The following is a 22,726-nucleotide window of genomic DNA, read 5'->3' as shown; positions in this document are numbered from 1 at the left end:
GGAAAAATTATGAATAAGGATATATTATTACCTGGAATAAAGTTGAAAAAAGGTGAAGTTACATCTAAAGTAATAGTTTGTGGAGATCCAGAAAGAGCAGAAAAAATTTCTGATATGTTAGATAATAAAAAAGTATTGAATAAAAGTAGGGAATATTGGTCTTTTTATGGTGAATATAAAGGGGTTCCTTTAACCATAACTTCTCATGGAGTTGGTGCGAGTGGGGCTATGCTTGCTTTTATAAGTCTAATAAAAGGTGGAGCCAAACATATTATAAGAGTTGGTACATGTGGAGGATTGAAAAAAGAAATTAAAGCTGGAACTATAGTTGTTGCAACTGCGGCTTCAAAGGAAGAAGGTGTATCAAATATATATGTTCCAGAATCTTTTCCAGCAGTAGCTGATTTTGATGTTTTAAATGCATTGATGAAAAGTGCAGAAGATAAAAATGTAGAAGTTTTTAAAGGAATAATTGTGACTCAAGGTGCATATTATTCAGGAATTATGCCAACAAATACGGAATTACAAGCTAAAGCAGGAGCAATTGCCCTTGAAATGGAAGTTGCAGCTTTGTATACAGCTGCAAGTATGTTCGATGTTAAAGCAGGTTCTATTTTATCGGTTGATGGTAATGCATTGGATGTTTTAGATGCTGCAGATGAATGTGAACAAGATCCAGATTTACTGACTAAAACTGTTGATAAAACTATAGAAATTGCATTAGATGCTATAATCAACATTTGAGGGGGGATATTTTGTTTAGAGCAGATAAGAATTTAGCTTTCATGCTTAGATATGAAAATGTGGCATGGTATGAAAATAAAAAAGTAAAAATTTTAGATAGAAGAGTTTATCCAAATGAAATAAGATATGAAATTTGTAATAATCATCAAGATGTATCAAAAGCTCTTAAAGATATGGTTACTCAAAGTGGAGGACCTTATATAGCAGTTAATATGGGAGTGGTACTGGCTGTTAATGAAGCTAAAAATTTTTCTGATGATGAATATATAGATTATGTTGATAAAGCTGTTGATACTTTATGTCATTCAAGACCTACTACTGTTGAAAATATGAAAAAAGCAGTTTTTAATTGTCATAAAAAGGCTTTAGAAATGGTATCTGATAGAAAAAATGCAGTTGAAGAAGTTCTAAAAGTAGCAATAGATGAAGCAAATAAAAAATATTTGAGGTATGAAAAAGTTGCTAAATATTTGTATAAAAAAATTCCTAAAAATGGAACTATAATGACTCAATGTTTCGGAGAAACCGTTGTTGGGATGTTGATGAGGCTTTGTAATGAAAATAATAATAGAATAAAAGTTTTTAGTGCTGAAACAAGACCTTATTTTCAAGGATCTCGGCTTACAGCGAGTGTTATTCAAGATATGGGGATAGATGTGACTGTAATAACGGATAATATGCCAGGTTATGTTATGAAAAAAAAGGGTGTAGATCTTTTTACTTCTGCTGTTGATGCAATAACTATGGATGGACATGTTGTAAATAAAATTGGAACTTTTCAAATAGCACTTTGTGCAAATTATTGGAATATACCTTATTTTGCTACTGGAATTCCTAATAAAGAACATCCAACTATTGAAACTATAAAAATAGAAGAAAGAGATGGTGATTTTGTAACTCAAGCAATGGGAATTAAAACCGCTATGGAAGGTGTAAAAGGTTATTATCCTTCATTTGATATAACTCCACCTAAACTTGTTTCTGGGATAGTTACCGATAAAGGTATTTATTCACCTTATAATCTTGAAGATTATTTTGAAGAATAAAATATATAAAACAATTGAAACTATTGAGTATTATTCTGAAGATATAGAAAAGATTTTTAAATGAAATAGAAACTCCAAATTAGATACTGTAATTTATCACAATATCTTTTTTGGAGTTTTTTTATAAATTTTGAAAAGTAAATTTAGAAAAAAATGAAATTATTAAAGATGATAAAAGAGATATTATTAATACTATCCAAGGAGTTGAAATCCAATTTTGAAGTAATATTCCATATAAAGCTTGACCAATAGGCATTGCACATAATGAAAAACCTAAAAGATAAGATATAACCTTTCCAGAAATTTCAGTAGGGGTTTGAATTTGAACAAAAGTAATCATTTGTATGCTGAACATTGTTGCAAATGTCATTATAGAAAATCCCATGATAGAAATAATTATATAGTTTATTATTATAGATTTAGAGATAATTAAAGTTATTATCATTGGAAAAATAGAAATTATTTGTCCTATAACAATGAATATAAAATTTTTATTCATTAAATATCTCCTTTTAATACCGACCGTAGGTATGTATGATGTTTTTTTTATAACTGTCAAATTAATTGACAGTTATTTATTTGATAATTCATTTAATTTTACTATTTGATCATACATGGTTTGATCAAAAATATCTATATTTATTTGTTTAAGTAAATAATCATAAAACTTTATTTTATTCAACATTTCTTCATTTGTGTTTTTATAGACTAAAGGATTTAGCCATATATTTGAAATTAATATCATTATTTCTGATAATTCTTTTGGATAATCTGTTTTAATAGATCCATCTTTTATTCCTTCTTCTATGATTGGTTTTATGTAATTTGGGGCTGTATTTTCTATAATTTCTTTCATTTGCAATGCAAGAATATTTGGATTATTTAACAATTTGGGTGCAACTGAAAACATTTTATTTTGATTTGGATTTTTTAAAGAAATAGAGAACATTTTTTTCAGTTTTTCTAACCCATTTAAATTTGAATCATTTTTTATGTCCATCATAATTGTATTTGTTGATGAATAAATTTTTTCTGCAACGGAATTTAAAATATCTTCTTTAGACTTAAAATGATAGTAAATAGCGCCTTTACTAAGCCCATCGAGATTATTTACAATTTCTTGAATAGAAGTATTTTCATATCCTTTTTTTATAAATAGTTCTAAAGCTACATCTAATATATTTTCAATTGTTTTTTCTGGATACTTATTTCTTGATATAAAAATCACCTCCTTTTATACAAACATACCATTAGTATGTTTATGATATCATTTTATTTTTTTAATGTCAAGTTTATTATTTTAATTATGATTGTGAAATTGTTCTCTAATACATGACTTTTAAACATCTTCTTTACTGTTTATAAATGACAAATATAGTAGAATTATAGTGTAAAGCATTTTATTATTTTTAGAGGTGATTTTATGAATACTAATATAGTTATTTCTCCTGGTAAATATATTCAAGGTTATGGTGAACTTGAAAGAATTGAATCACATGTGAGTTTTTTTGGAAATGCACCTTTTATCGTTGCAAGTCCTTCTGGAATGAGATTGACAAGAGATATTGTTGAAAATAGTTTTAAGAATAAAGGTAAGAATTGTTTATTTGAACTTTTTAATCGTGAATGTTCTAAAAATGAGATTAATCGTTTAAAAGAATTATGTGAAAAAAATAACTGCGATTTTATTATAGGAATAGGTGGAGGTAAAGCTCTTGATACAGCTAAAGCTTTAGCTTTTTATATGGAAATGCCTGTTGTTATAGTTCCAACTATTGCTTCTACTGATGCTCCATGTAGTGCTCTTTCAGTTTTATACACTGATGATGGAGCTTTTGAAGAATATTTGATTCTTCCAACTAATCCATCAGTTGTTTTGGTTGATACAAAAGTTGTTGTTAATGCTCCAGTTAGATTGTTGGTTGCAGGTATGGGTGATGCTTTGGCAACTTATTTTGAAGCACGTGCATGTAAAGCTTCTAATTCAAAAACTATGACAGGTGCTTTGACGAGTACTTCTGCTATGGCTTTAGCAAAACTATGTTATGATACTTTAATAAATGAAGGTCTTAAAGCTAAATTGGCAGTAGAAAAAAAGGTTTGTACATCTTCTGTTGAGAAAATTATAGAAGCTAATACTTATTTGAGTGGTATTGGATTTGAGAGTGGGGGACTTGGAGCAGCACATGCTATACATAATGGATTTACTGTTTTAGAAGAATGTCATAATTTATATCATGGGGAGAAAGTTGCTTTTGGTACTTTAACTCAATTAGTTTTAGAAAATGCTCCTACTAAAGAGATAGAAGAAGTTATGAGCTTTTGTGTTGATGTAGGGTTACCAATTACTTTAGAAGATCTTGGAATAGAAGAGATTAATAAAGAAGCTTTGATGAGGGTTGCAGAAGCTTCTGCTGTTGAAGGTGAAACTATTCATAATATGCCTTTTGATGTGACTGCAGATGATGTCTATGCAGCTATTTTAACAGCTGATAGTTTGGGAAAGCTGTTTAAAGGTAATTAATAAAGGCTTTTGGGATAAAGAGAGTCTGCTTATGCAGACTCTCAATTATTTTATTTTACCTACTGGAGCCATATAGATTGTAAATTCTTCTTTTCCATCTAATTTTAAAAGTTCATCAGATTTTGTTTGTGAGTAAGCTCCTATTGCACATGTTCCTGCATTTATTAGTTCAGATGATAAGTATAAATTTTGACATATATGGCCAGCATCTAAAGCTATTATTTTATGTGAGAGGATTGAATATCTCCATTCGGTTCTGTAAGGTGTTACTGTCCATATAAAGTCTACCGCAGATTTAATGACCATTCTTTGTCCTAAAGCAGCTTCTAGCATTTGTTCATCAAAATTTCCTGTTTCTATTTTTAATAATTTGTGTTCTAAAGATAAGTATCTGTATAGTCCTTGTTCGAGATTTTCTACATTTCTTATATATAGATATGTTTCAAAAGGATGCCTTGCACCTGCCGATGGAACTGTTTTTAATGCGGCATAATTATTTTTTATTATTTCTTTAGTTCCCTGTGTCGACCATAACAAAAAAGAGAGTTCTTTTAAACTTAAAGGTTTATCAATGAATGTTCTATGACTTTTTCTATTTTTTATTAAATCTTTTAAGTTTATTTCGTCAAAATCAAATTCTTCTTCTGGTGTTAATTCAATTATTTCTTTATTTTTATCATATTCTTTTTCTAATGCTGGCTGAGGTATTTTTTTGTTTTGATCTGATTGAAAGTTTTCTTCTATTTCATCATGATGAGATTTTAAAAATTTTCTTCCATTCTTTATTGCTTCATTTAAGTTCATTTTTATCCCCCTTTTTATTTATCAAGATTTTAATATGGTTATTCCTATCAATCCTTTTCCTGTGTGTGAAAGAAGCGAAGGATTGATTTGTTCTGTTTTTATTTTTTCAATTTCTATACCCTTGTTTATTAGTTTTTGTTTTATTTTTTCTATTGTAGACATAGTTGTTTCTGTGTTATCTGTTTTTCCTATATATAGTTCTTGTGGAATGTTTCCATCTGACCATTCTATCATTTTATCTACCATAGTTGTTTGAGCTCTTTTTAATCCTCTTTCTTTTGACACTGTATAGTATATACCTTCATTATTCACCGGTATTATGGGTTTTATATTTAAGAATTCTCCTATTGTTGCCGATACTTTTCCAATTCTTCCACCTGCTTTTAAATATTTTAATGTAGGAATAGTATACATTATATTTATTTTATTACCTATTGAATTTTTTATTTCTTTTACTATTTCTTCAAATTGAGTGTTTTTTTCTATTAAGTTTAAAGCTTTTTTTACCAGTAACCCCGATCCTAAAGAGACGCTTTTTGAATCTATTAGTTCTATTTTTATGTCTTTAAATTCTTTTTGCAGATCTTTTTTTACATTTGTGAACATATTATATGTACCGCTTAGTTTGCTGGAGACATTTATAGATATTATTTTTTTGTATCCTTTTGAAATTAGTCTTTTGAATGCTTCTGAGATATCACTGTATGAAGGTAAAGATGTTTTTGGGAATCCACCTTCATCCATAAATTTTATCACTTGTTCATTTTGAATTTCTTTTCCATCTCTATATTCTTTTTCGTTTAATATTACTTTAGCAGATATTACTTCTAAGAATTCTGTATTTAATATTGAAGATGGTACATCACTTGTAGTATCAGATATTATTCCTATCATTTTTTCACTCCCTATCTTTAATTTAGGTGAAATTTTTTTTGAAATTCTAATATTATATTTGTTGAATTATTTTTTTGTTTTTTGTCATTTAATTTGAAAATTGGGTATTTTTCTTTATTTTTTGTTGTATTTAATTCATAATTTAGATTTAATTTTTCTAAATTTTTTAGAAATGTGGTTTCAAATTGTTCATCTTTTGTTAGGTTTCCAAAAGTTAAATAGGTGTATTTCCCATTTGTTATTAATGCTGATTTTATTAAATTGCCCTCACTTGGTGGAGGTATTACTTCTATTTCTTCTATATTTTTTTGAATTTGTTCTGGAAATTTTAATATTCCAAGATTTGAAAAACCTGTGGTGTAATTTTTTTCTCCAAATATTTTATATATATAAGGCATTCCAATATCTTTTATTTTCAAAGGAAATATACTGAATAATATGTTTTTTTGATTTTTTACATTTCTGGTTATTATTGGATTTAAATATTTTTTATCTGTATTTTGTCTTATATAATTTTTTGTATATTGAAGTATTTCATCAAATGTGAATTCTCCGAGTCTTGGATCTATTGTAGGAGTTATACTTATAAAAAAATTTTTCATAGTTTTTGATGGATATATATTTCTAAGATTTACAGGAATATTTATTGAAACAGGTCTTTTTTTATATTTATTTTTTTGGATTATTTCTATTATTGAGTTTATTTGCAAAGCCGTTATTAATTCTGTTATTGAAGCTGATAGTTCTTTCGATTTTTTTAATAGTTTATCTGTTTCTATTTTTGCGGTTGTTACCGAATATATTGATTCTTTATTTTTTTTAAATGAAAAATGGAAAGCTGTTTTTCCTATTTTTATTCCAGGAATTTTTCTTTTATAATATTTTTGAAAAGAGTCTTCTGTTTCTTCGGATATTTGTATATCTGAAGGTATATTAATTTTTATTTGATCTTTAATTTCAAAATATTGTGCTAATAACAATTTTAAAAATTCTATAGCTCCATTTCCATCTGTTAATACATGTGACATTTCCAGAGATAGTTTGTTATTATAATATAGTATTCTTAAGGGCACAGATTTTGATTTTTTAAAATTAAAGTTCATACATGGATAATATGTTTCTTTTTGTATGGGTATATTTTTGTCTGTTTCTTCGAGGTAATACCAGAATAGTCCCCTTTTTAGTCTTACTTTGAAGTATGGATATCTTTTTAAAGTGTTCTTTAGGGATATTTCAAGTATATTTATATTTATATTTTGTTTTAAATATACAGATATTCTGAATATTGTTGTTGCTTTTGATGATATTGTTGAAGAATATAACTTTCCAGCATTGTCTAATTTGAACCATTTTTTATTTAAATTCATCTTAAATCACCTTATTTTTAGAGTTCTTTTTTTTGTATAAACCAATTGTTTATTATAAATAGTGCTATTATTATGGATAAGTCTATTATTATTTGCATTAATATGTTTTCATTGAATAATATGAATTTTAACATTTGTCCAAACCATATTCTTAATATCCTTATAGATGAGAATACAGATACAAAAGCTATCAATATTCCACTTGTTATCCAACCTATTAAATGATGATTACTTATCGTTAGAAAATCAACAAAATACATTAGTACGAGATATGCAAAAGTTTGATATATTATACATCCTATTAATCCAAAGTTGAACCATCCAAATATATCTAATAGATTTATATAAGTTAATGAAGTGTTTATTAATAAGTTTTTTTCTATGAAATAAAAAAGTATGTTTAGTAGGGCTGTTATTATAGAAACATTTGTATAGAAAAATAGCTTTCCATATTTGAAATCTTCTTTTTTCATACCAAGATTTAAGAATTTTCTGAAATTTTTTATAGAGGTGAATATTGGAAACATCACAAGATTCATAAGAAAGAAGTTTCCTATTCCTATTATAATACTATCTGTGCTTTGTATTATTAGCATTATTGCCATTTGGATTAATTGAGATAAAGATACCATAAAAGTTATGGTTAATGGTAGTTTTAAGTTTTCTATATTTATTTTTGAAAAGTTTATATATCTATTCATTAGTTTTTCCTCCAACCATTTTTCCAAATAGTTTTTGTAAAGATATTTTTTCTATATTGAAATTTCCAGTCAAATTTTGAGTGTTTTCATCATATAATGTTGCATGCATGTAGTTTGAAACATATTCTTTGCTTAATATATTTAAATCTTTTATGGCGTTTTCAACTTCTTTTGCTTCACCTATTATGCTAAATGATTTTTCATTTATGTTTTCGATAGTTTCGTTTAATATTATTTTCCCAGAATTCATAATCATTACTTTTTCACAATAATTTGCTATTTCATCTATAAGATGTGTCGATATTATTATTAATTTTGGAGATCTTTGATAGGATTCTATTATAGATTCATAGAATTGTTCTCTTAGTATTGAATCGAATCCAAGCATTGGTTCATCTAATAGCGTTATTTTGGAGTTGCTACATAAAGCTATTATTGAATTTGTTATTGTTTGCATTCCAAAAGAAAGTTTTTTGAATTTTTGATTTAAATCCAAATTAAATTTTTCAGAAAGTTCATTGGCGAGTTCATAATCCCAGTTTTCATAGAATGTAGAGGATATTTTGTATAGTTCTTTTATTGGTTTATTTAATTGCTTTACTTTTTCTTCAATGAAGCATAGATTTTTTGGTATTTGACCTTTTGGGATTTTTATATTATCTATATATATGTTTCCTTCATATTTTGGTATATAACCACTTATTATTTTTAATAGTGTTGTTTTTCCCGCTCCATTTCTTCCAAGTAAACAATATATTCCATTGCTTTCTATTGAGATATTTAAGTTATTTAATACTTTTATTTTTTTAAATTTTTTAGTGAGATTTTCTACTTTTAATTTCATTTTCTGTTTTCACTTTCCTTTCTCAATATTTCTATTATTTGATTTGTATTTAATCCAATTTTGAAAGCCTCATCTAAAAATTCTTTGACTTTTTTGTTGAAAAATTCATTTTTTCTTTTTTCTATTATTATTTCTAATGCTCCTTTAGATACGAACATTCCAACGCCTCTTTTTTTATATAATATGTTTTCTTCATTTAAGAGTCCAACTGCTTTTACTGCAGTTGTAGGGTTTATGCTTAAAAGCTTTGATAATTGTGTTGTCGATATTATCATTTCATCTTCTTTATATATTCCTGAAATTATGTCATCTTCTATTGCTTGAGCAATTTGTATGAATAGTGGAGTATTACTTGAATAATTTATTTTTATTTTTATCACCTCTGAAATTACATTATTTCTTGGTTTAATGGTTAACCATTTAAGTCATTAACCTAATTTTATTTTAAATTTTTAATTTTAGATTTCAATGATGTTAAAAATAATCTCTCGTTTTAAACGAGAGATTATTTTTATTTTTTATTATATTTTTTGTATTTCCATATTATAAAGCATAAAAGCTATTGTATCTGCATTTTCATCTATTAATTTTTCCATAGATTTACCCATTCCATGTCCTGATTTTGTATCTATTCTTATTAAGATTGGATTTTTGCTTTGAGATATTTCTTGAAGTGTTGCAGTATATTTAAATGAATGTGCAGGTACTACTCTATCATCATGATCTGCTGTTCTAACCATTATTGCAGGATATTGTGTTTGTTTTATATTGTGTAAAGGTGAGTATTTATAAATGGTGTTGAATTGTTCTTTATCATCTTCAGCACATCCGTATTCAACTTTCCAACCCCAACCAATTGTGAATTTATGAAATCTTAACATATCCATTACCCCAACTGTTGGAAAGGCAACTCTAAATAAATCTGGTCTTTGATTTATTACAGCCCCTATTAAAAGACCACCATTGGATCTTCCTTCAATTGCGAGTTTTTCTTTGGAAGTATATTTTTTTTGTATTAGATATTCTGCGGCAGCTATAAAATCATCAAAAACATTTTGTTTTTTATGCATCATTCCAGCTTTATGCCATTTTTGGCCATATTCGCCTCCACCTCTTATATTTGCTATTGCATATATTCCTCCCATTTCAAGTAATGGAATTTTATATGGATTGAATACTGGCATTACAGATATATCGAATCCTCCATATGCATACAATATCGTTGGATTGTTTGAGTTTAATTGTGTGTTTTTATGCCTTACTATGAACATTGGAATTGATGTATTATCTTTTGAATTATAAAATATTTGTTCTGTTATATAATCTTCTGAATTAAAAGATGTGTCTGGTTTTTTGAATATTTCTGTTTTTCCAGTTTTTGAATCGTAACTCATTATTGTTTCTGGATATGTTAATGATGAGAATATATAGTATATCTTTGTAGTTGTTTGATTACCTATTAAGTCAAATATTATTCCCTTATCAGGTAAAGGAATTGTTTTTTCGAATTTTCCATTTATGTCGAATTGTATTAATTTTGATTGTACATCTTCGAGATAGTTTATATAGAATTTATCTTTTGTTTTTGTTATGTATTCTAATTTTGAATTTGATTCTTTTATAAAATCTTTTTCTTTTAATGTTTCTGGATTTATTTTTATTATTTTATTATTTGGGGCATCTTTATTGGTTATGAAAAGAAGTTCATTTTCTATGTTTCCTATATATTGGTATTCATAGTCAAACCCTTCAAATAATAATTTTTCTTTTTCTTCGGAGTTTATTTTTTTGATTTTTATTTCTTCACCATATGTCCCTGTAGTTGTTATTATCATGAGATATTTTTCGTCATGAGTCACCATTGCAAGAACAAAACGTTCAGGATTTTCTGAGTCTTGATATATTATTTCATCATTTTCTTGTGAGGTATTTAGTTTATGATAGTATATTTTCATAGATTCATTTTTTGAAGATAATTTATTTTGTTTTTCATAACCAGTGTAATAAAAGCCATCTTTATACCAACTTATTATTCCAAATTTTACCCAGTTTATTTCATCTTTTAATTCTTCATTAGTTTCTATATTTTTAATTTTAATTTTTTGCCAATCTGATCCAGATTCTGAAATATTATAAGTTATATATTTGTTGTCTTTTGATTTGCTCGTTATATATGCAGTTGTTGTTCCATCTATTGAAAGATCATTACAGTCTATTAATATTTTTTCTTCATCAGTTGTTTCATCATACATTTTTATTATGTCTTGATTTTGAAGATTTTCATTTTGTCTATATACTATTTTTGTTCCTATTTTTGTTGTTGGCATATATTTTGTATATTTGTTTATATTTTTTATTTTTTGTTTTATTTCTTCTTTATAAGGTATTTTTTTCATATAATCTTTTACAATTTCATTTTGTTGGTTTATCCAAATTTTTAAGTCTGGATCATCTTCATTTTCCATCCACCTGTATGGATCTTTTACTTTTACTCCAAAGAATTCATCAATTTGATTTACTTTTTTTGTTTTCGGATAATTAAACTCTCCCATTTTTAAACCCCCCATTTTTCATTAGTATATTAAATTATATAATAATTTTTAATAATTTTAAAATTTAATTTCATGTATTTTTTCTTTATTTTTTCAATATTTCAGAGGATATATGTATTATAAAATCAATTTCTTCATTTTTTATTGTATACGGTGGCATAAAATATATATTATTTCCAATAGGTCTTATTAATAGCCCTTTTTTTAAAGCTTTTTTATGAATTTCATAATTAAATCTTGGGTTTTTATTATTTATTTCTATCACATGAATTAAACCTATATGTCTATATTCTTTTAATTTAGGAATATTGTTTAAATTTTGTTCTATTTGTTTTTGCATATATAAAGATTTTTGATTTATCTTGTTTAGAATTTGTTGGTTTTTGAATATTTTTAAAGTTTCGAGAGCAGCTGCACATGCAATAGGATTTCCAGAGTATGAATGAGAATGTAAGAATGATTTGTTTTTTTCATAATCATCATAAAATGCATCATATATTTTTTTGGTGCATACTGTAACAGATAAAGGAAGAAATCCGCCTGTTATACCTTTTGAAAGGGTTATTATATCGGGACTTATATTTGCATGTTCACAAGCAAACATTTTTCCAGTTCTTCCAAACCCAACGGCAATTTCATCAGCTATTAAATTTATATTGTATTGATTACATATATCTCTTATCTTTTTTAAATATGTTTTGTTGTAAATTTTCATTCCAGCTGCACATTGTACCATTGGCTCTATTATTATTGCTGAAATTTTTTTATGATTTTTTTGTACTTCTTTTTCTATATTTTCAAAACATTCAGCATTACAATTTAGTCTGTTTTTTTTATATATACAGTTTGTGCATTCGGGTCCTTGTATAGTTATATTTTGTTTTATCAATGGTTTATAGGTTTTTGTAAATATGTCTATATTTCCTACACTTAAAGCTCCTATGGTTTCACCATGATAACTGTTAGTTATTGAAATGAATTTATTTTTTTGTTTATTATTTATTTGTTTATGGTATTGAAAAGATAGTTTTAAAGCCATTTCTACAGCTGATGAACCATCAGAAGAAAATAATACTTTTTCTAATCCTTTTGGAAGTACTTTTACAAGTTCATCTGTAAATTTTATTGCAGGATCATGGGTAAAGTTTGAAAATATTATGTGTTCAAATTTATTTAACTGTTTATTTATGGCTTTTTTTATTTCTGGATTATTGTGTCCAAAAAGATTTACCCACCATGAAGATATTGCATCGAGATATTTATTATTATTCTTATCTATTAGCCATGATCCTTTTGCTTTTTTTATATTTGGAAGAGGGTTTAAATCAATTTCTTTCATTTGAGTGCATGGATACCATATATGATTTTCTTTCATATTATTTCACATTCTTTAATGATTTTATTTATATTTATGATTTTTTTTGATTTATCATTATTTTCATTATTTTCATTTATAATTCCAATTATTGGTAATTTTGTATAGTTTTTTATCATGTTTATATTATCCTTTTCAAAAAAACGGTTATTGTATCTATTAAATATAATTCCAACTGGGAGTATATTTTCTTTTTTCATAAATTCAATGCTTAGCAATGTATCATTTATACTTCCTATATTTGTATGAGTTATTAATATTGGTTTTGAATTTGTTTCTTTTATTAAATCATATATATGATAGTTTTTTGTTATTGGAGTTATTAAACCGCCTGCCCCTTCAATTAAGAGTATTTCTGTATTTATTTTTGATATTTTATTTTTTATTGTTTTTGGACATATTTTTATATGTTCTATTTGTGAAGCTAGATGAGGTGAAACGGGGGTTTTAAATGTATAAAAATTATGTGTTTTAATGTTTGTTTTTGTTTTTATATAATTTATATCTTCATCTCCACCGCTTGCAACAGGTTTACAATATTCTATTTTATGGGTTAATTTTAATTTGTTTATTATTAAAGATGATATATATGTTTTTCCTATTTCTGTATTTGTTGAAGTTATAAATATTCTTATCATATTTTTAATTCACATTCTTTTATCATATTTATATCTTTTGTTATATTACTTCCAGTTGTTGTTAAATAATTTCCCGTTAAAATGGCATTAGCTCCGGATAATAAGCCTTTTTTTCCATTGTCTGATAATAATTGTCTTCCACCAGCAAATCTTATATTAGATTTTGGATTTATGAATCTGAATGTTGATATGGTATTTAAAATTTCTTTTTTTGATAATATTTTTATATTATTTAGAGGAGTTCCTTTTATGGGCGTCAGGATATTTATTGGTATTGATTTTATATTTAATTTTTTAAGTTCAAAAGCTAAATTTATTCTATCTATTATAGATTCTCCAAGACCTATTATTCCACCAGAACAAACTTTTATATTTGCTTTTTGAATATTTTTTATAGTGTTTATTTTATCTTCATATGTATGAGTAGTACATATTTTAGAAAAGTAATCTTTTGAAGTTTCAAGATTATTATGTAGGGTAGATATACCAACTTTTTTAAGTTCTAAAGCCATTTCATAAGTCAACAATCCAAGAGAACCACAAAGCTCTAAATTTGTTTCTTTTTTTAATTTTTTATATATTTTTAATATTATTTTTTTCTATTTTTTTAGCTTCAGAAAGTATTTTTTCGTGTTTTATCATAGGAAAAATTTTTATATTTGTTTTGTACTTAGCCGATTGAGCACAATACTTACAATTTTCAGTGCAATTTCCAGATTTTGCATTTATTATGCTGCAAAGATCCACTTTATCATCACAAAAATAATTTTTTATTTTATTTGCATAATAGTATAGTTCTTCTGAATCAGAGTTTATTAAATAAATTGCTTCTTCTTTATTTATATCGATATTTTGTAATACTTTTTCAAATAAATTTTTTATCAATTTTAAGTCTCCTTTTTATATTTATTCCTATAAGAACTGTTAAATAAGTTAATACTATATCCATTATGAAATCAGGAATTATTTTTATTAGAAATGTTTTTATTATTATTTCATTTGCATAATAGTATTTCATTATCAAGAAAAAATATATAATACCTATTAGATACATTATTATAAGACCTGGTAAGGAACATAAAAATAAAGCTAAAGAATTTTTTATAACTATTTTTTCTGAAAATAATCCAATTAAATAGGAACATGCTAAAAAACCAATTAAATAACCAAAAGTTGGGTTTAATACATAAGAAATTCCACCACCTTGTGAAAATATGGGAATTCCTATTAGTCCAATTATTAAATAAATTGTTTGAGATAATAAAGCTTTTTTAGATCCAAGAATAATCCCTGATAATAGAACGAATACATATTGTAATGTAAATGTTACTTTATTTTTTATTATAATTTTTTTATATTTTAAATATGTTACGAATACATTATGTATTTTTGTATGCTTTTTTATGTTATATTTTTAAAATATCTTATTTTAATAGTTGACTTTAATTTTTTTTTAGTATATAATAAAAATGTAGTTAGTTACTCAACCGACTAACTAAACTACTAACTAAGGAGGTGCTTTATGAAATTAAATGAAGATTCAACTAAGCCTCTGTTTCTACAAATAGCTGAAATGATAGAAGATATGATTTTGGAGGGAGATTTTAAAGAGGAAGAACAGGTTTTTTCAACGAATCAACTTGCACAAACCTTTAAAATAAATCCCGCTACTGCAAGAAAGGGTTTTAATCTTCTTGTGGAAGATGATATTTTGTATAAAAAAAGAGGATTGGGAATGTTTGTAAAAAAGGGGGCAATAAATATGATAAAAAGTAAACGAAAAAAGAATTTTTTTGAAGAATATATTCTTAAAATGATAAAAGAAGCAGAGAAGTTGAGTATAACTAAAGAAGATCTTATTGATATGATAAGAAAATATGGGGAGGATATATGATGGGAGAAAGTATAAAAATAGATAAAGTGTATAAGTATTATGATGATTTTGCTGCTTTAAAAGATGTTAATCTTTCATTTGAAAAGGATAAAATATATGGTCTTATTGGAAGAAATGGTGCTGGAAAAACCACTTTACTTAAAATAATAGCTAATCAACTTTTAACGAGTAAAGGAGATATTTTTATAGGAGATAAGAGTTTATCTAAAGATAGTTCTGTTGTCGAAAATATTTGTCTTGCAAGAGAAACTCTTGGAAAAGCGTTTGAAACAAGTAATGTTTTTAAAATGAATGTTTTTTTTGAACTTTGCTCTAAATCTTTTAAGAATTGGGATAATGATTATGCTAAATATTTAATAAAAAAGTTTAGAATAGATGAAAAAAAGTATTATTCTAAATTATCAAAAGGTATGAAAACAGCAGTAGGTATAATTATGGGACTTGCAAGTAGGGCAGAAATTACTTTATTTGATGAACCTTATGTTGGTTTAGATCCAGTTGCGAGGGAAGTTTTTTATTCTGAACTTCAAAAAGATTATATGGAACATCCAAGAACTATAATAATTTCTTCACATCTTATAAATGAGCTTGAGGGTATGTTTGAAAAAGTCATTTTCATAGATAATGGTTCAATAATTATAGATGAGGATTTGGAATCTCTTAGAGAAATTTATTGGTTATTGCAGGGAAGAGAAAGTAAAATTAATAAGTATACAGATTTTCATAAAATACTAAATGTTGAAAAACTTGGAAGTCTCGCATCTTATGCAATTAAAGGAAGATTGACAGAAGAAGAGATTTTTAATATGAAAAGTGATGATATAGAAGTATCTAAAATAAGTATTCAAAAATTGCTTTATTATTTGACTAATGGTGGTGATGATGATGCAAAATAATAAGAGTAAAATAGTTTTTAATTCTCTTTTTAAGATGTTTTTGGAGTATGCGAAAATCTTCTTTTTGATTTTTTTTGCTATAACTATATTTAATGTGGTTTTATCTTTATTATTTGATGGGTATAGTAATATAACTTTTAGCGATATATCTGGTACTGTGATTATGAATATGTCTATTTTTTCTATTACATTGGCTATTGTTTATGCTGTAATGGCACCAACTACATATATAGATATTTTTATGATGTTGTCATTGCCAAGAAAATATTATTTTTCATCCATTTTTAAAATGAATGTCGTTATTACTTTGTTTTCTACAGCTGTAATAAATTCTGTTTTATTTATGGAAGATATATCTGAAAGAGGAATAATTTTAGTATTTTCTTTGATAGGTATTTTTTTCATAGTTAATATGATTAATTTTATTTCTTTTATAGGTAAGAGATATGGTTGGTATTATGTTGTTGGTATTTTTTGTCTTATAGCTTCACTGATTTTATTATTTGTAAATTATATTGGTGGATTTATATTGATGAATATGTTTGGAGTTCATTTGATTTCTTTTCTCTTATTGATGAATGTTTTAGTTATATTTGTTAATAAGTTTTTAATTAAAAAATTAGAATTCAAATATTAAGATTTTTAAATTAATAATATGAGGTGATTTTATGAATAAAAAAGGTATTGCTTTTCTAATTTTATGTGCCTTTGTTTTAACTCTTACTATGGCTTTTGTGAAAGGTAAGAATCATTTTTTGCAAGTTTATGATATGAAAGGATCTTTTGAAGGGGTTTATTCACTCAGCAAAACTATGAATGTTGAGAAAGATACCATCATTTTTATCAATGCTTATAAAGATGAGAATATTTTAAGTGTAGATTTTAAAATATTAGATATAAATGGTACTATTATTTTTCAAACTGAAGGTAAAAATGAAAAAAAAGATTATGAAGAGTTAAAAATTCCCAGTGGAGAATACATTTTAAATATTGAAGGATATTCAGAAAAAAATGCTACATATGATTTTAATATAGGCCATTACACAGATTTTGTAAATTTTAATAATAATAATAGCAAATTCGATATTTTCAATTCTAATGTATCTTTTTCTAAATTTATAGATTTAAATCATGAAATGAATGTTTTAAAGGATAGCAAAATTCTTTTAAGAAAATTTAAAAGTAATAAAGAATCAGATATTAATCTTAGTATAGTAAATGAAAATGGTGATTCTATAATTGATTCAGATTTTAACTTTTATTCTAAAGGAAATTATAGTATTATAGATGTACCAAAGGGTAATTACAGAATTAATGTAAAAGGTAATGCTGATGAAAAAAATTTTTATAGTTTTAATATGATTTATGAAAAAGAGTTTGTTGAGTTTGATTCTAATCAATAGAATTTTGATGAATATTTTTTGGGGGTGTAAAGATGGTAGAGGTTAATGGCATTTATAAATCTTTTAAGAGTAAAAAATCTAAAAAGATAGAAGTCTTAAAAGATATTTCTTTTGAAGCCAAACCAGGAGAAATATATGGATTATTAGGACCTAATGGAGCTGGAAAAACTACTTCTTTAAGATGTATTGCTACTTTATTGAAACCAGATAAGGGAAGTATCAGCGTTAATGGTTATGATACTTTAAAAAAATCAAATAAAGTTAGAAGTATTATAGGTTTGTTGACAAGTGATATGAAATTATCCGGCAATCTTTCTCCGAGAGAGCTTATGCAATTTTTTGGTGAACTCAATCATCTTGATGATAGTTATATAAAAACTCAAATTGAAAAACTTTCAGAATATTTAGGGATGAATGATTTTTTAGATAAACCAGTTCAAAAACTTTCAACTGGAATGAAACAAAAAGCTTCTATTGCTGTTAGTATATTACATGATCCAGATGTAATAATATTTGATGAGCCTACTAATGGACTTGATATATTGGCATCTAAAATAGTCGTTGATTTTTTATTTGATTTTAAAAAGAAAGGGAAAACTATTATTTTATCTACTCATATAATGTCAGAAGCAGAAAAACTTTGTGACAAAATTGGAATAATAATGAATGGTTCTTTAGTCGAAAATGGTACTTTTGATGATATATTGAGTAAATATGATGAAGAAAGACTTGAAGAAGTATTTTATAAGTTGGCTGTTGAAAGGGGGCTTTTAAAGAATGTTTAAAGATGCTGTTGTTATTTTCAAAAAAGAATTAAAAAATATTTTTAAAGAAAAAAGAACTATTTTTTCTTTATTTTTTCTTCCACTCTTACTCATGCCTTTGATATTTACTTCAATAGGTTATGTTAGCCAACTTCAAGAAAAAGATGCCGAAGAAAGGGTTTATAATATTGTCATTGAAAATATAGAAGATTCAGAGTTTTTGAGTATTTTGGATAGATCTTTAAACTTCAAAGTTGTTGATCAATATTCACCAGAAGAAGATTTAAAAATAGTATTTCCAAATAATTTTAATCCTGGTGATAAGGCGAGTATTAAAGTGTTTTATAATTCTAATTCAACTAAGAATCAACATGCTTTTGATGTTATAAGAAATTCTATTTCTGAATATGAAAATTATCTAACAGATAAAAAATTATCTTCTTATAACCTCAGTTTAAATAAATTAAATACTTTGAGTATAGAAGAGGTTGATACAGCTCCAGAAGAGGCAAAAGGAAACTTTTTTCTCTCTGTTTTAATACCATACATGATTTTGATATATGTTTTTTCAGGTGCAATGAGTATAGCACTTGATACTACTGCAGGTGAAAAAGAACGTGGTTCTCTTGCCTCTTTACTTGTTAATCAGGTTTCAAGAACTTCTATAGCTATGGGAAAAGTCATGTATGTTGTTTTTTCAGGTCTTTTAAATGCCATATCTTCTTTTGCGGGACTTGTATTGGCTTTTTCTCTTAATTCTCTATTATTTGGTTCTGGTGAAATGGGAAGTATACAAATTTTTTCTTTATCTAATATAATAGCTTTACTCGTATCTTTACTTGCTTTAGCTGGTATAGCTGCTTCATTATTTGTTTATCTTGGCAGTCTTGCAAAAAATTTACAACAGGCATCTGGATATATATCTCCCATATATATTTTAGTTATAGTAGCAGGGGTTGTTACTATGCAAATGGATACAACCAAGAACCTTGTTATTTATTTTATACCTGTTATAAATTCTATATTTAGTCTTAAAGATATATTATTAAATCAAATGAGCATTTTAAGCTTTAGTATAAGTATTATAGTTAATGTTGGATTTATTTCTTTATTAATTTATGCAACTTCAAAATTATTTAATACAGAAAAAATTCTTAATACTGTTTCTTAAAAATAAATAAAAAACTCATATCAATTTTGATATGAGTTTTTTTTTGATATTTTTTTCTTAGTAAAGTTTTGAATTATTGAAATTAATTGATTTAATTGAAATTAAAAATAAAAGTTTATAGTTAATTGTTTGATAATCAAGTTATATATTTTATGTATTATGATTTATAATTATTTTGGGTGTTGATAAGTGATTCATATATAAATGTCAAAATTATAAATCACGGGGGTGTATTTATGAATAAGCTTATTTCAATTGAAGAAGCTATTGAAAATATTAAAGACGGCTCAATTATTATGGTTGGAGGGTTTTTGGGATGTGGAACTCCTCATAAAATTATTGATGCATTAGTGAAAAAAGGGGTTAAAGATCTCACCATAATTGCAAATGATACCAGTTATATCGATTATGGAGTTGGAAAACTTGTTTTTAACAAGCAAGTAAAAAAAGTAATAGCTTCTCATATAGGTACTAACAAGGAAACTGGAAGACAGATGAATGAAAAAGAAATAGAAGTAGATTTAGTTCCTCAAGGAACTCTTGCTGAAAGAATTAGAGCTGCTGGATATGGTTTGGGTGGAATTTTGACTCCTACCGGTGTTGGAACAGTAATAGAAGAAAATAAACAAAAAATAGAAGTTAATGGAGAAATATATCTTTTGGAAGAACCTTTAAAAGCTGATTTTGCTCTTATTTATGGTCATAAAGTAGATAAAAAAGGAAATATAATTTATAATAAATCCACAAAAAATTTTAATCCTATAATGGCAACAGCTGCGGATACAGTTATCGTAGAAGCCAATGAATTAGTTGAAATAGGAGATTTGGATCCTAATTTTGTTATGACTCCTGGTATTTTTGTTGATTATATTGTTGGGGGTGAAAGTGTATGAATAGAGATGAAATAAAACAATTCATTGCTAAAAGAGTTGCAAAAGAATTAAAAGATGGAGATGTTGTTAATTTAGGTATAGGACTTCCTACCTTAGTTGCAAATTATGTTCCAGAAAATATAGATGTTACTTTTCAATCAGAAAATGGTTTTGTTGGTCTTGGTCCAAAACCAGAAGAAGGTAAAGAAGACAGAGATCTTGTAAATGCTGGTGGTATGTTTGTCACTATAAAACCAGATGGTGCTTTTTTTGATAGTGCCGTTTCTTTTGGAATAATACGTGGTGGACATGTCGATATAACTATTTTGGGTGCTTTACAAGTAGATGAAAAAGGCAATCTTGCGAATTGGATGATTCCAGGTAAAATGGTTCCTGGTATGGGTGGAGCTATGGATTTGGTTGTTGGAGCGAAAAAAGTTATAGTTGCTATGGAACATACCAATAAAGGAAATCATAAAATATTAAAAGATTGTAATCTCCCACTTACTGCAGCTTCACAAGTTGATTTAATAATAACTGAAATGGGAGTTATAGAAGTTTCTGAAGATGGACTTATTTTAAAAGAAATAAATGAAGAATTTACAGTTGAAGAAGTTAAAGAAGCTACTGGGGCTGAATTAATAATATCTAAAGATTTAAAAAATATGAAAATTTAAATTATTATTGATTAGCAAAAATACTTCAATATTTAAAAAAATAAATTTATAAAAAATTAAGGGGCTGTTTCTGATAATTTATAAATTTTTGCAGGCAGTCCTTTTTATTTTTATTAAGGGAGGATGTTTTATGTTTAAAAAGTTTAGTAATGCTTGTGTTAATTTGGTTCAGAAGTATTTACCAGATGCATTCATATTTGCGATTTTTTTAACTTTTTTAACATGGATTCTCGGAATGATTTTTACTCAACAAGGTCCAATAGATATGATAGTTCATTGGGGTTCAGGATTTTGGAAATTATTGGCTTTTTCTATGCAAATGGCTTTAGTTCTTGTCACGGGACATGCACTTGCAAGTTCACCACCGATAAAGAAATTTTTGATAAGTCTTACCAAATTTATAAAAACACCGACACAAGCTATATTAGCCGTTTCTTTTGTTTCAGCTATAGCCTGTTGGCTTAATTGGGGATTTGGATTGGTTATAGGAGCACTTTATGCAAAAGAAATAGCAAGAAAAGTTAAGGATGTTGATTATAGACTTTTGATAGCTAGTGCTTATTCTGGATTTTTGGTTTGGCATGGAGGAATTTCAGGTTCAATACCTTTAACTTTGGCCACAAGTACAGCAAATCTTGCTGAAATGACTTCTGGAGCTATTTCTGAAGCTATACCGGTTTCTAATACTATATTTTCACCTTTAAATATATTTATTTCTGTTTCACTCATTTTAATTCTTCCTTTTATAAATAGAGCTATGCATCCAGATGCTGATAAGGTTGTAAGCGTTGATTCTGATTTATTAAAAGAAAATGAAGAAATTGAAATTAATAATAAAGATATGACACCAGCAGATAAAATTGAAAATAGTAAAATAATTTCTATAATTCTTGGATTATTTGGGATTATTTATATTATTTATCATTTTTATACTAATGGTTTTGATTTGAATCTCAATATAGTTAATTTTATATTTTTAACTGTTGGAATTGTCTTTCATCAAACACCTAAGAGATATATTAATGCTGTTAAAGAAGCTGTAAAAGGAGCTTCAGGAATTATTTTACAATTTCCTTTTTATGCTGGAATAATGGGTATGATGGTTGGAGCCAATAGTGCAGGAGTTAGTCTCGCAGGTTTGATTTCACATTGGTTTGTAAGTATATCTAATCCAACTACATTTCCATTGTTTACTTTTTTGAGTGCCGGTATAGTAAATTTTTTTGTTCCTTCAGGTGGTGGACAATGGGCAGTTCAAGCACCTATTATGATGCCTGCTTCAATTGAGTTAGGAGTTTCAACTGCTAAAACTGGACTAGCAATAGCTTGGGGAGATGCATGGACAAATATGATACAACCATTTTGGGCTTTGCCTGCACTTGGAATAGCTGGACTTGGTGCAAGAGATATAATGGGGTTTTGTATAGTTGATTTACTTTGTTCAGGATTGATAATAACAGTTTCAATGCTTATTTTTTAATGTTTGAAAAACTCTGAGAGTTTATTATTTCTCAGAGTTTTTTTGATTTATAAAATAATTATAGAGCATGCTTATTTTTA

At 26.3% G+C, this 22,726-nt stretch carries 24 protein-coding genes and 1 pseudogene; 12 read left to right on the top strand and 13 right to left on the bottom strand.

Annotated elements, in window-relative coordinates:
• The first annotated feature begins 9 nt into the window (after positions 1-9).
• Together PWP28_RS05475 and PWP28_RS05470 are read left to right on the top strand one after the other, a co-directional pair.
• Complete coding sequence (locus tag PWP28_RS05475; RefSeq protein WP_308644381.1) at positions 10-744, top strand: nucleoside phosphorylase; 735 nt, start codon at positions 10-12, stop codon at positions 742-744.
• Between the two features lie 11 nt (positions 745-755).
• Positions 756-1,790 carry an S-methyl-5-thioribose-1-phosphate isomerase gene (locus PWP28_RS05470; protein ID WP_308644380.1) on the top strand — a complete coding sequence of 345 codons (1,035 nt, stop codon included), beginning with the start codon at positions 756-758 and terminating at the stop codon, positions 1,788-1,790.
• A gap of 121 nt (positions 1,791-1,911) precedes the next feature.
• Here PWP28_RS05470 and PWP28_RS05465 read toward each other — a convergent pair whose 3' ends face one another.
• Positions 1,912-2,289 (bottom strand): hypothetical protein, encoded by a 378-nt coding sequence (locus PWP28_RS05465; RefSeq protein WP_308644379.1) that lies wholly within the window; start codon positions 2,287-2,289, stop codon positions 1,912-1,914.
• 72 nt (positions 2,290-2,361) lie between these two features.
• The gene (locus tag PWP28_RS05460; RefSeq protein WP_308644378.1) at positions 2,362-3,018 is read right to left on the bottom strand and encodes a TetR/AcrR family transcriptional regulator; all 657 of its coding nucleotides are present in this window, start codon (positions 3,016-3,018) and stop codon (positions 2,362-2,364) included.
• A 195-nt stretch (positions 3,019-3,213) separates the two neighbouring features.
• Here PWP28_RS05460 and PWP28_RS05455 point away from each other — a divergent pair, with 195 nt between their 5' ends.
• Positions 3,214-4,314 carry a glycerol dehydrogenase gene (locus tag PWP28_RS05455; RefSeq protein ID WP_308644377.1) on the top strand — a complete coding sequence of 367 codons (1,101 nt, stop codon included), beginning with the start codon at positions 3,214-3,216 and terminating at the stop codon, positions 4,312-4,314.
• 45 nt (positions 4,315-4,359) lie between these two features.
• Here PWP28_RS05455 and PWP28_RS05450 read toward each other — a convergent pair whose 3' ends face one another.
• The 11 genes and pseudogenes from PWP28_RS05450 to PWP28_RS13815 all read right to left on the bottom strand — a co-directional run bounded on the left by PWP28_RS05450 (position 4,360) and on the right by PWP28_RS13815 (position 14,831).
• On the bottom strand, positions 4,360-5,118 hold the full coding sequence (locus PWP28_RS05450) for a SagB/ThcOx family dehydrogenase (protein ID WP_109604755.1): 759 nt from the start codon (positions 5,116-5,118) through the stop codon (positions 4,360-4,362).
• 21 nt (positions 5,119-5,139) lie between these two features.
• Positions 5,140-6,012: a DegV family protein gene (locus PWP28_RS05445; protein WP_308644376.1), complete on the bottom strand. Its 873-nt coding sequence runs from the start codon at positions 6,010-6,012 to the stop codon at positions 5,140-5,142.
• 17 nt (positions 6,013-6,029) lie between these two features.
• Complete coding sequence (locus PWP28_RS05440) at positions 6,030-7,379, bottom strand: hypothetical protein (protein ID WP_308644375.1); 1,350 nt, start codon at positions 7,377-7,379, stop codon at positions 6,030-6,032.
• 17 nt (positions 7,380-7,396) lie between these two features.
• Entirely contained in the window at positions 7,397-8,080 is a 684-nt protein-coding gene (locus tag PWP28_RS05435; RefSeq protein ID WP_264150642.1) for a hypothetical protein, read from the bottom strand.
• Entirely contained in the window at positions 8,073-8,924 is an 852-nt protein-coding gene (locus PWP28_RS05430) for an ATP-binding cassette domain-containing protein (RefSeq protein ID WP_109604751.1), read from the bottom strand. Before PWP28_RS05430 ends, PWP28_RS05435 begins: the two co-directional genes overlap by 8 nt.
• The gene (locus PWP28_RS05425) at positions 8,921-9,304 is read right to left on the bottom strand and encodes a GntR family transcriptional regulator (RefSeq protein WP_308644374.1); all 384 of its coding nucleotides are present in this window, start codon (positions 9,302-9,304) and stop codon (positions 8,921-8,923) included. The genes PWP28_RS05430 and PWP28_RS05425 overlap by 4 nt, the downstream gene beginning before the upstream one ends.
• Before the next feature lie 141 nt (positions 9,305-9,445).
• Positions 9,446-11,476, bottom strand: coding sequence for a prolyl oligopeptidase family serine peptidase (locus PWP28_RS05420; RefSeq protein ID WP_308644373.1), 2,031 nt, complete (start codon positions 11,474-11,476; stop codon positions 9,446-9,448).
• 85 nt (positions 11,477-11,561) lie between these two features.
• Positions 11,562-12,851, bottom strand: a complete 1,290-nt coding sequence (bioA, locus tag PWP28_RS05415; RefSeq protein ID WP_308644372.1) for an adenosylmethionine--8-amino-7-oxononanoate transaminase — start codon at positions 12,849-12,851, stop codon at positions 11,562-11,564.
• Entirely contained in the window at positions 12,848-13,489 is a 642-nt protein-coding gene (gene bioD, locus PWP28_RS05410; protein WP_264150637.1) for a dethiobiotin synthase, read from the bottom strand. The genes bioA and bioD overlap by 4 nt, the downstream gene beginning before the upstream one ends.
• Positions 13,486-14,374 (bottom strand): annotated as a pseudogene (gene bioB, locus PWP28_RS05405) (biotin synthase BioB). Before bioB ends, bioD begins: the two are co-directional and overlap by 4 nt.
• A complete protein-coding gene (locus tag PWP28_RS13815; protein WP_374045483.1) occupies positions 14,355-14,831 on the bottom strand; it encodes a biotin transporter BioY in 477 nt (158 codons plus the stop codon). The pseudogene bioB and the gene PWP28_RS13815 overlap by 20 nt, the downstream one beginning before the upstream one ends.
• A 180-nt stretch (positions 14,832-15,011) precedes the next feature.
• Here PWP28_RS13815 and PWP28_RS05395 point away from each other — a divergent pair, with 180 nt between their 5' ends.
• From PWP28_RS05395 to PWP28_RS05355, 9 genes are all read left to right on the top strand, one after another.
• A complete protein-coding gene (locus PWP28_RS05395; protein WP_109604745.1) occupies positions 15,012-15,383 on the top strand; it encodes a GntR family transcriptional regulator in 372 nt (123 codons plus the stop codon).
• On the top strand, positions 15,383-16,279 hold the full coding sequence (locus PWP28_RS05390) for an ABC transporter ATP-binding protein (protein ID WP_308644370.1): 897 nt from the start codon (positions 15,383-15,385) through the stop codon (positions 16,277-16,279). Before PWP28_RS05395 ends, PWP28_RS05390 begins: the two co-directional genes overlap by 1 nt.
• Positions 16,269-16,916 (top strand): hypothetical protein, encoded by a 648-nt coding sequence (locus PWP28_RS05385; RefSeq protein ID WP_109604743.1) that lies wholly within the window; start codon positions 16,269-16,271, stop codon positions 16,914-16,916. The genes PWP28_RS05390 and PWP28_RS05385 overlap by 11 nt, the downstream gene beginning before the upstream one ends.
• Before the next feature lie 31 nt (positions 16,917-16,947).
• Complete coding sequence (locus tag PWP28_RS05380; protein WP_308644369.1) at positions 16,948-17,682, top strand: hypothetical protein; 735 nt, start codon at positions 16,948-16,950, stop codon at positions 17,680-17,682.
• Positions 17,683-17,714: 32 nt separating this feature from the next.
• Positions 17,715-18,467, top strand: a complete 753-nt coding sequence (locus tag PWP28_RS05375; RefSeq protein WP_109604741.1) for an ABC transporter ATP-binding protein — start codon at positions 17,715-17,717, stop codon at positions 18,465-18,467.
• Positions 18,460-19,617 (top strand): ABC transporter permease, encoded by a 1,158-nt coding sequence (locus PWP28_RS05370; protein ID WP_109604740.1) that lies wholly within the window; start codon positions 18,460-18,462, stop codon positions 19,615-19,617. Before PWP28_RS05375 ends, PWP28_RS05370 begins: the two co-directional genes overlap by 8 nt.
• A 236-nt stretch (positions 19,618-19,853) precedes the next feature.
• On the top strand, positions 19,854-20,510 hold the full coding sequence (gene atoD, locus PWP28_RS05365; protein WP_308644368.1) for an acetate CoA-transferase subunit alpha: 657 nt from the start codon (positions 19,854-19,856) through the stop codon (positions 20,508-20,510).
• Positions 20,507-21,166 carry a 3-oxoacid CoA-transferase subunit B gene (locus tag PWP28_RS05360; protein ID WP_109604738.1) on the top strand — a complete coding sequence of 220 codons (660 nt, stop codon included), beginning with the start codon at positions 20,507-20,509 and terminating at the stop codon, positions 21,164-21,166. The genes atoD and PWP28_RS05360 overlap by 4 nt, the downstream gene beginning before the upstream one ends.
• A gap of 130 nt (positions 21,167-21,296) precedes the next feature.
• The gene (locus PWP28_RS05355) at positions 21,297-22,646 is read left to right on the top strand and encodes a TIGR00366 family protein (protein WP_109604737.1); all 1,350 of its coding nucleotides are present in this window, start codon (positions 21,297-21,299) and stop codon (positions 22,644-22,646) included.
• Positions 22,647-22,726 lie beyond the last annotated feature (80 nt).

The sequence above is a fragment of the Oceanotoga sp. genome, from assembly GCF_030445905.1.
Lineage (GTDB): Bacteria > Thermotogota > Thermotogae > Petrotogales > Petrotogaceae > Oceanotoga > Oceanotoga teriensis.
Note: the sequence above shows the minus strand (reverse complement) of the source record. Positions and strands in the feature narration are given on the sequence as shown.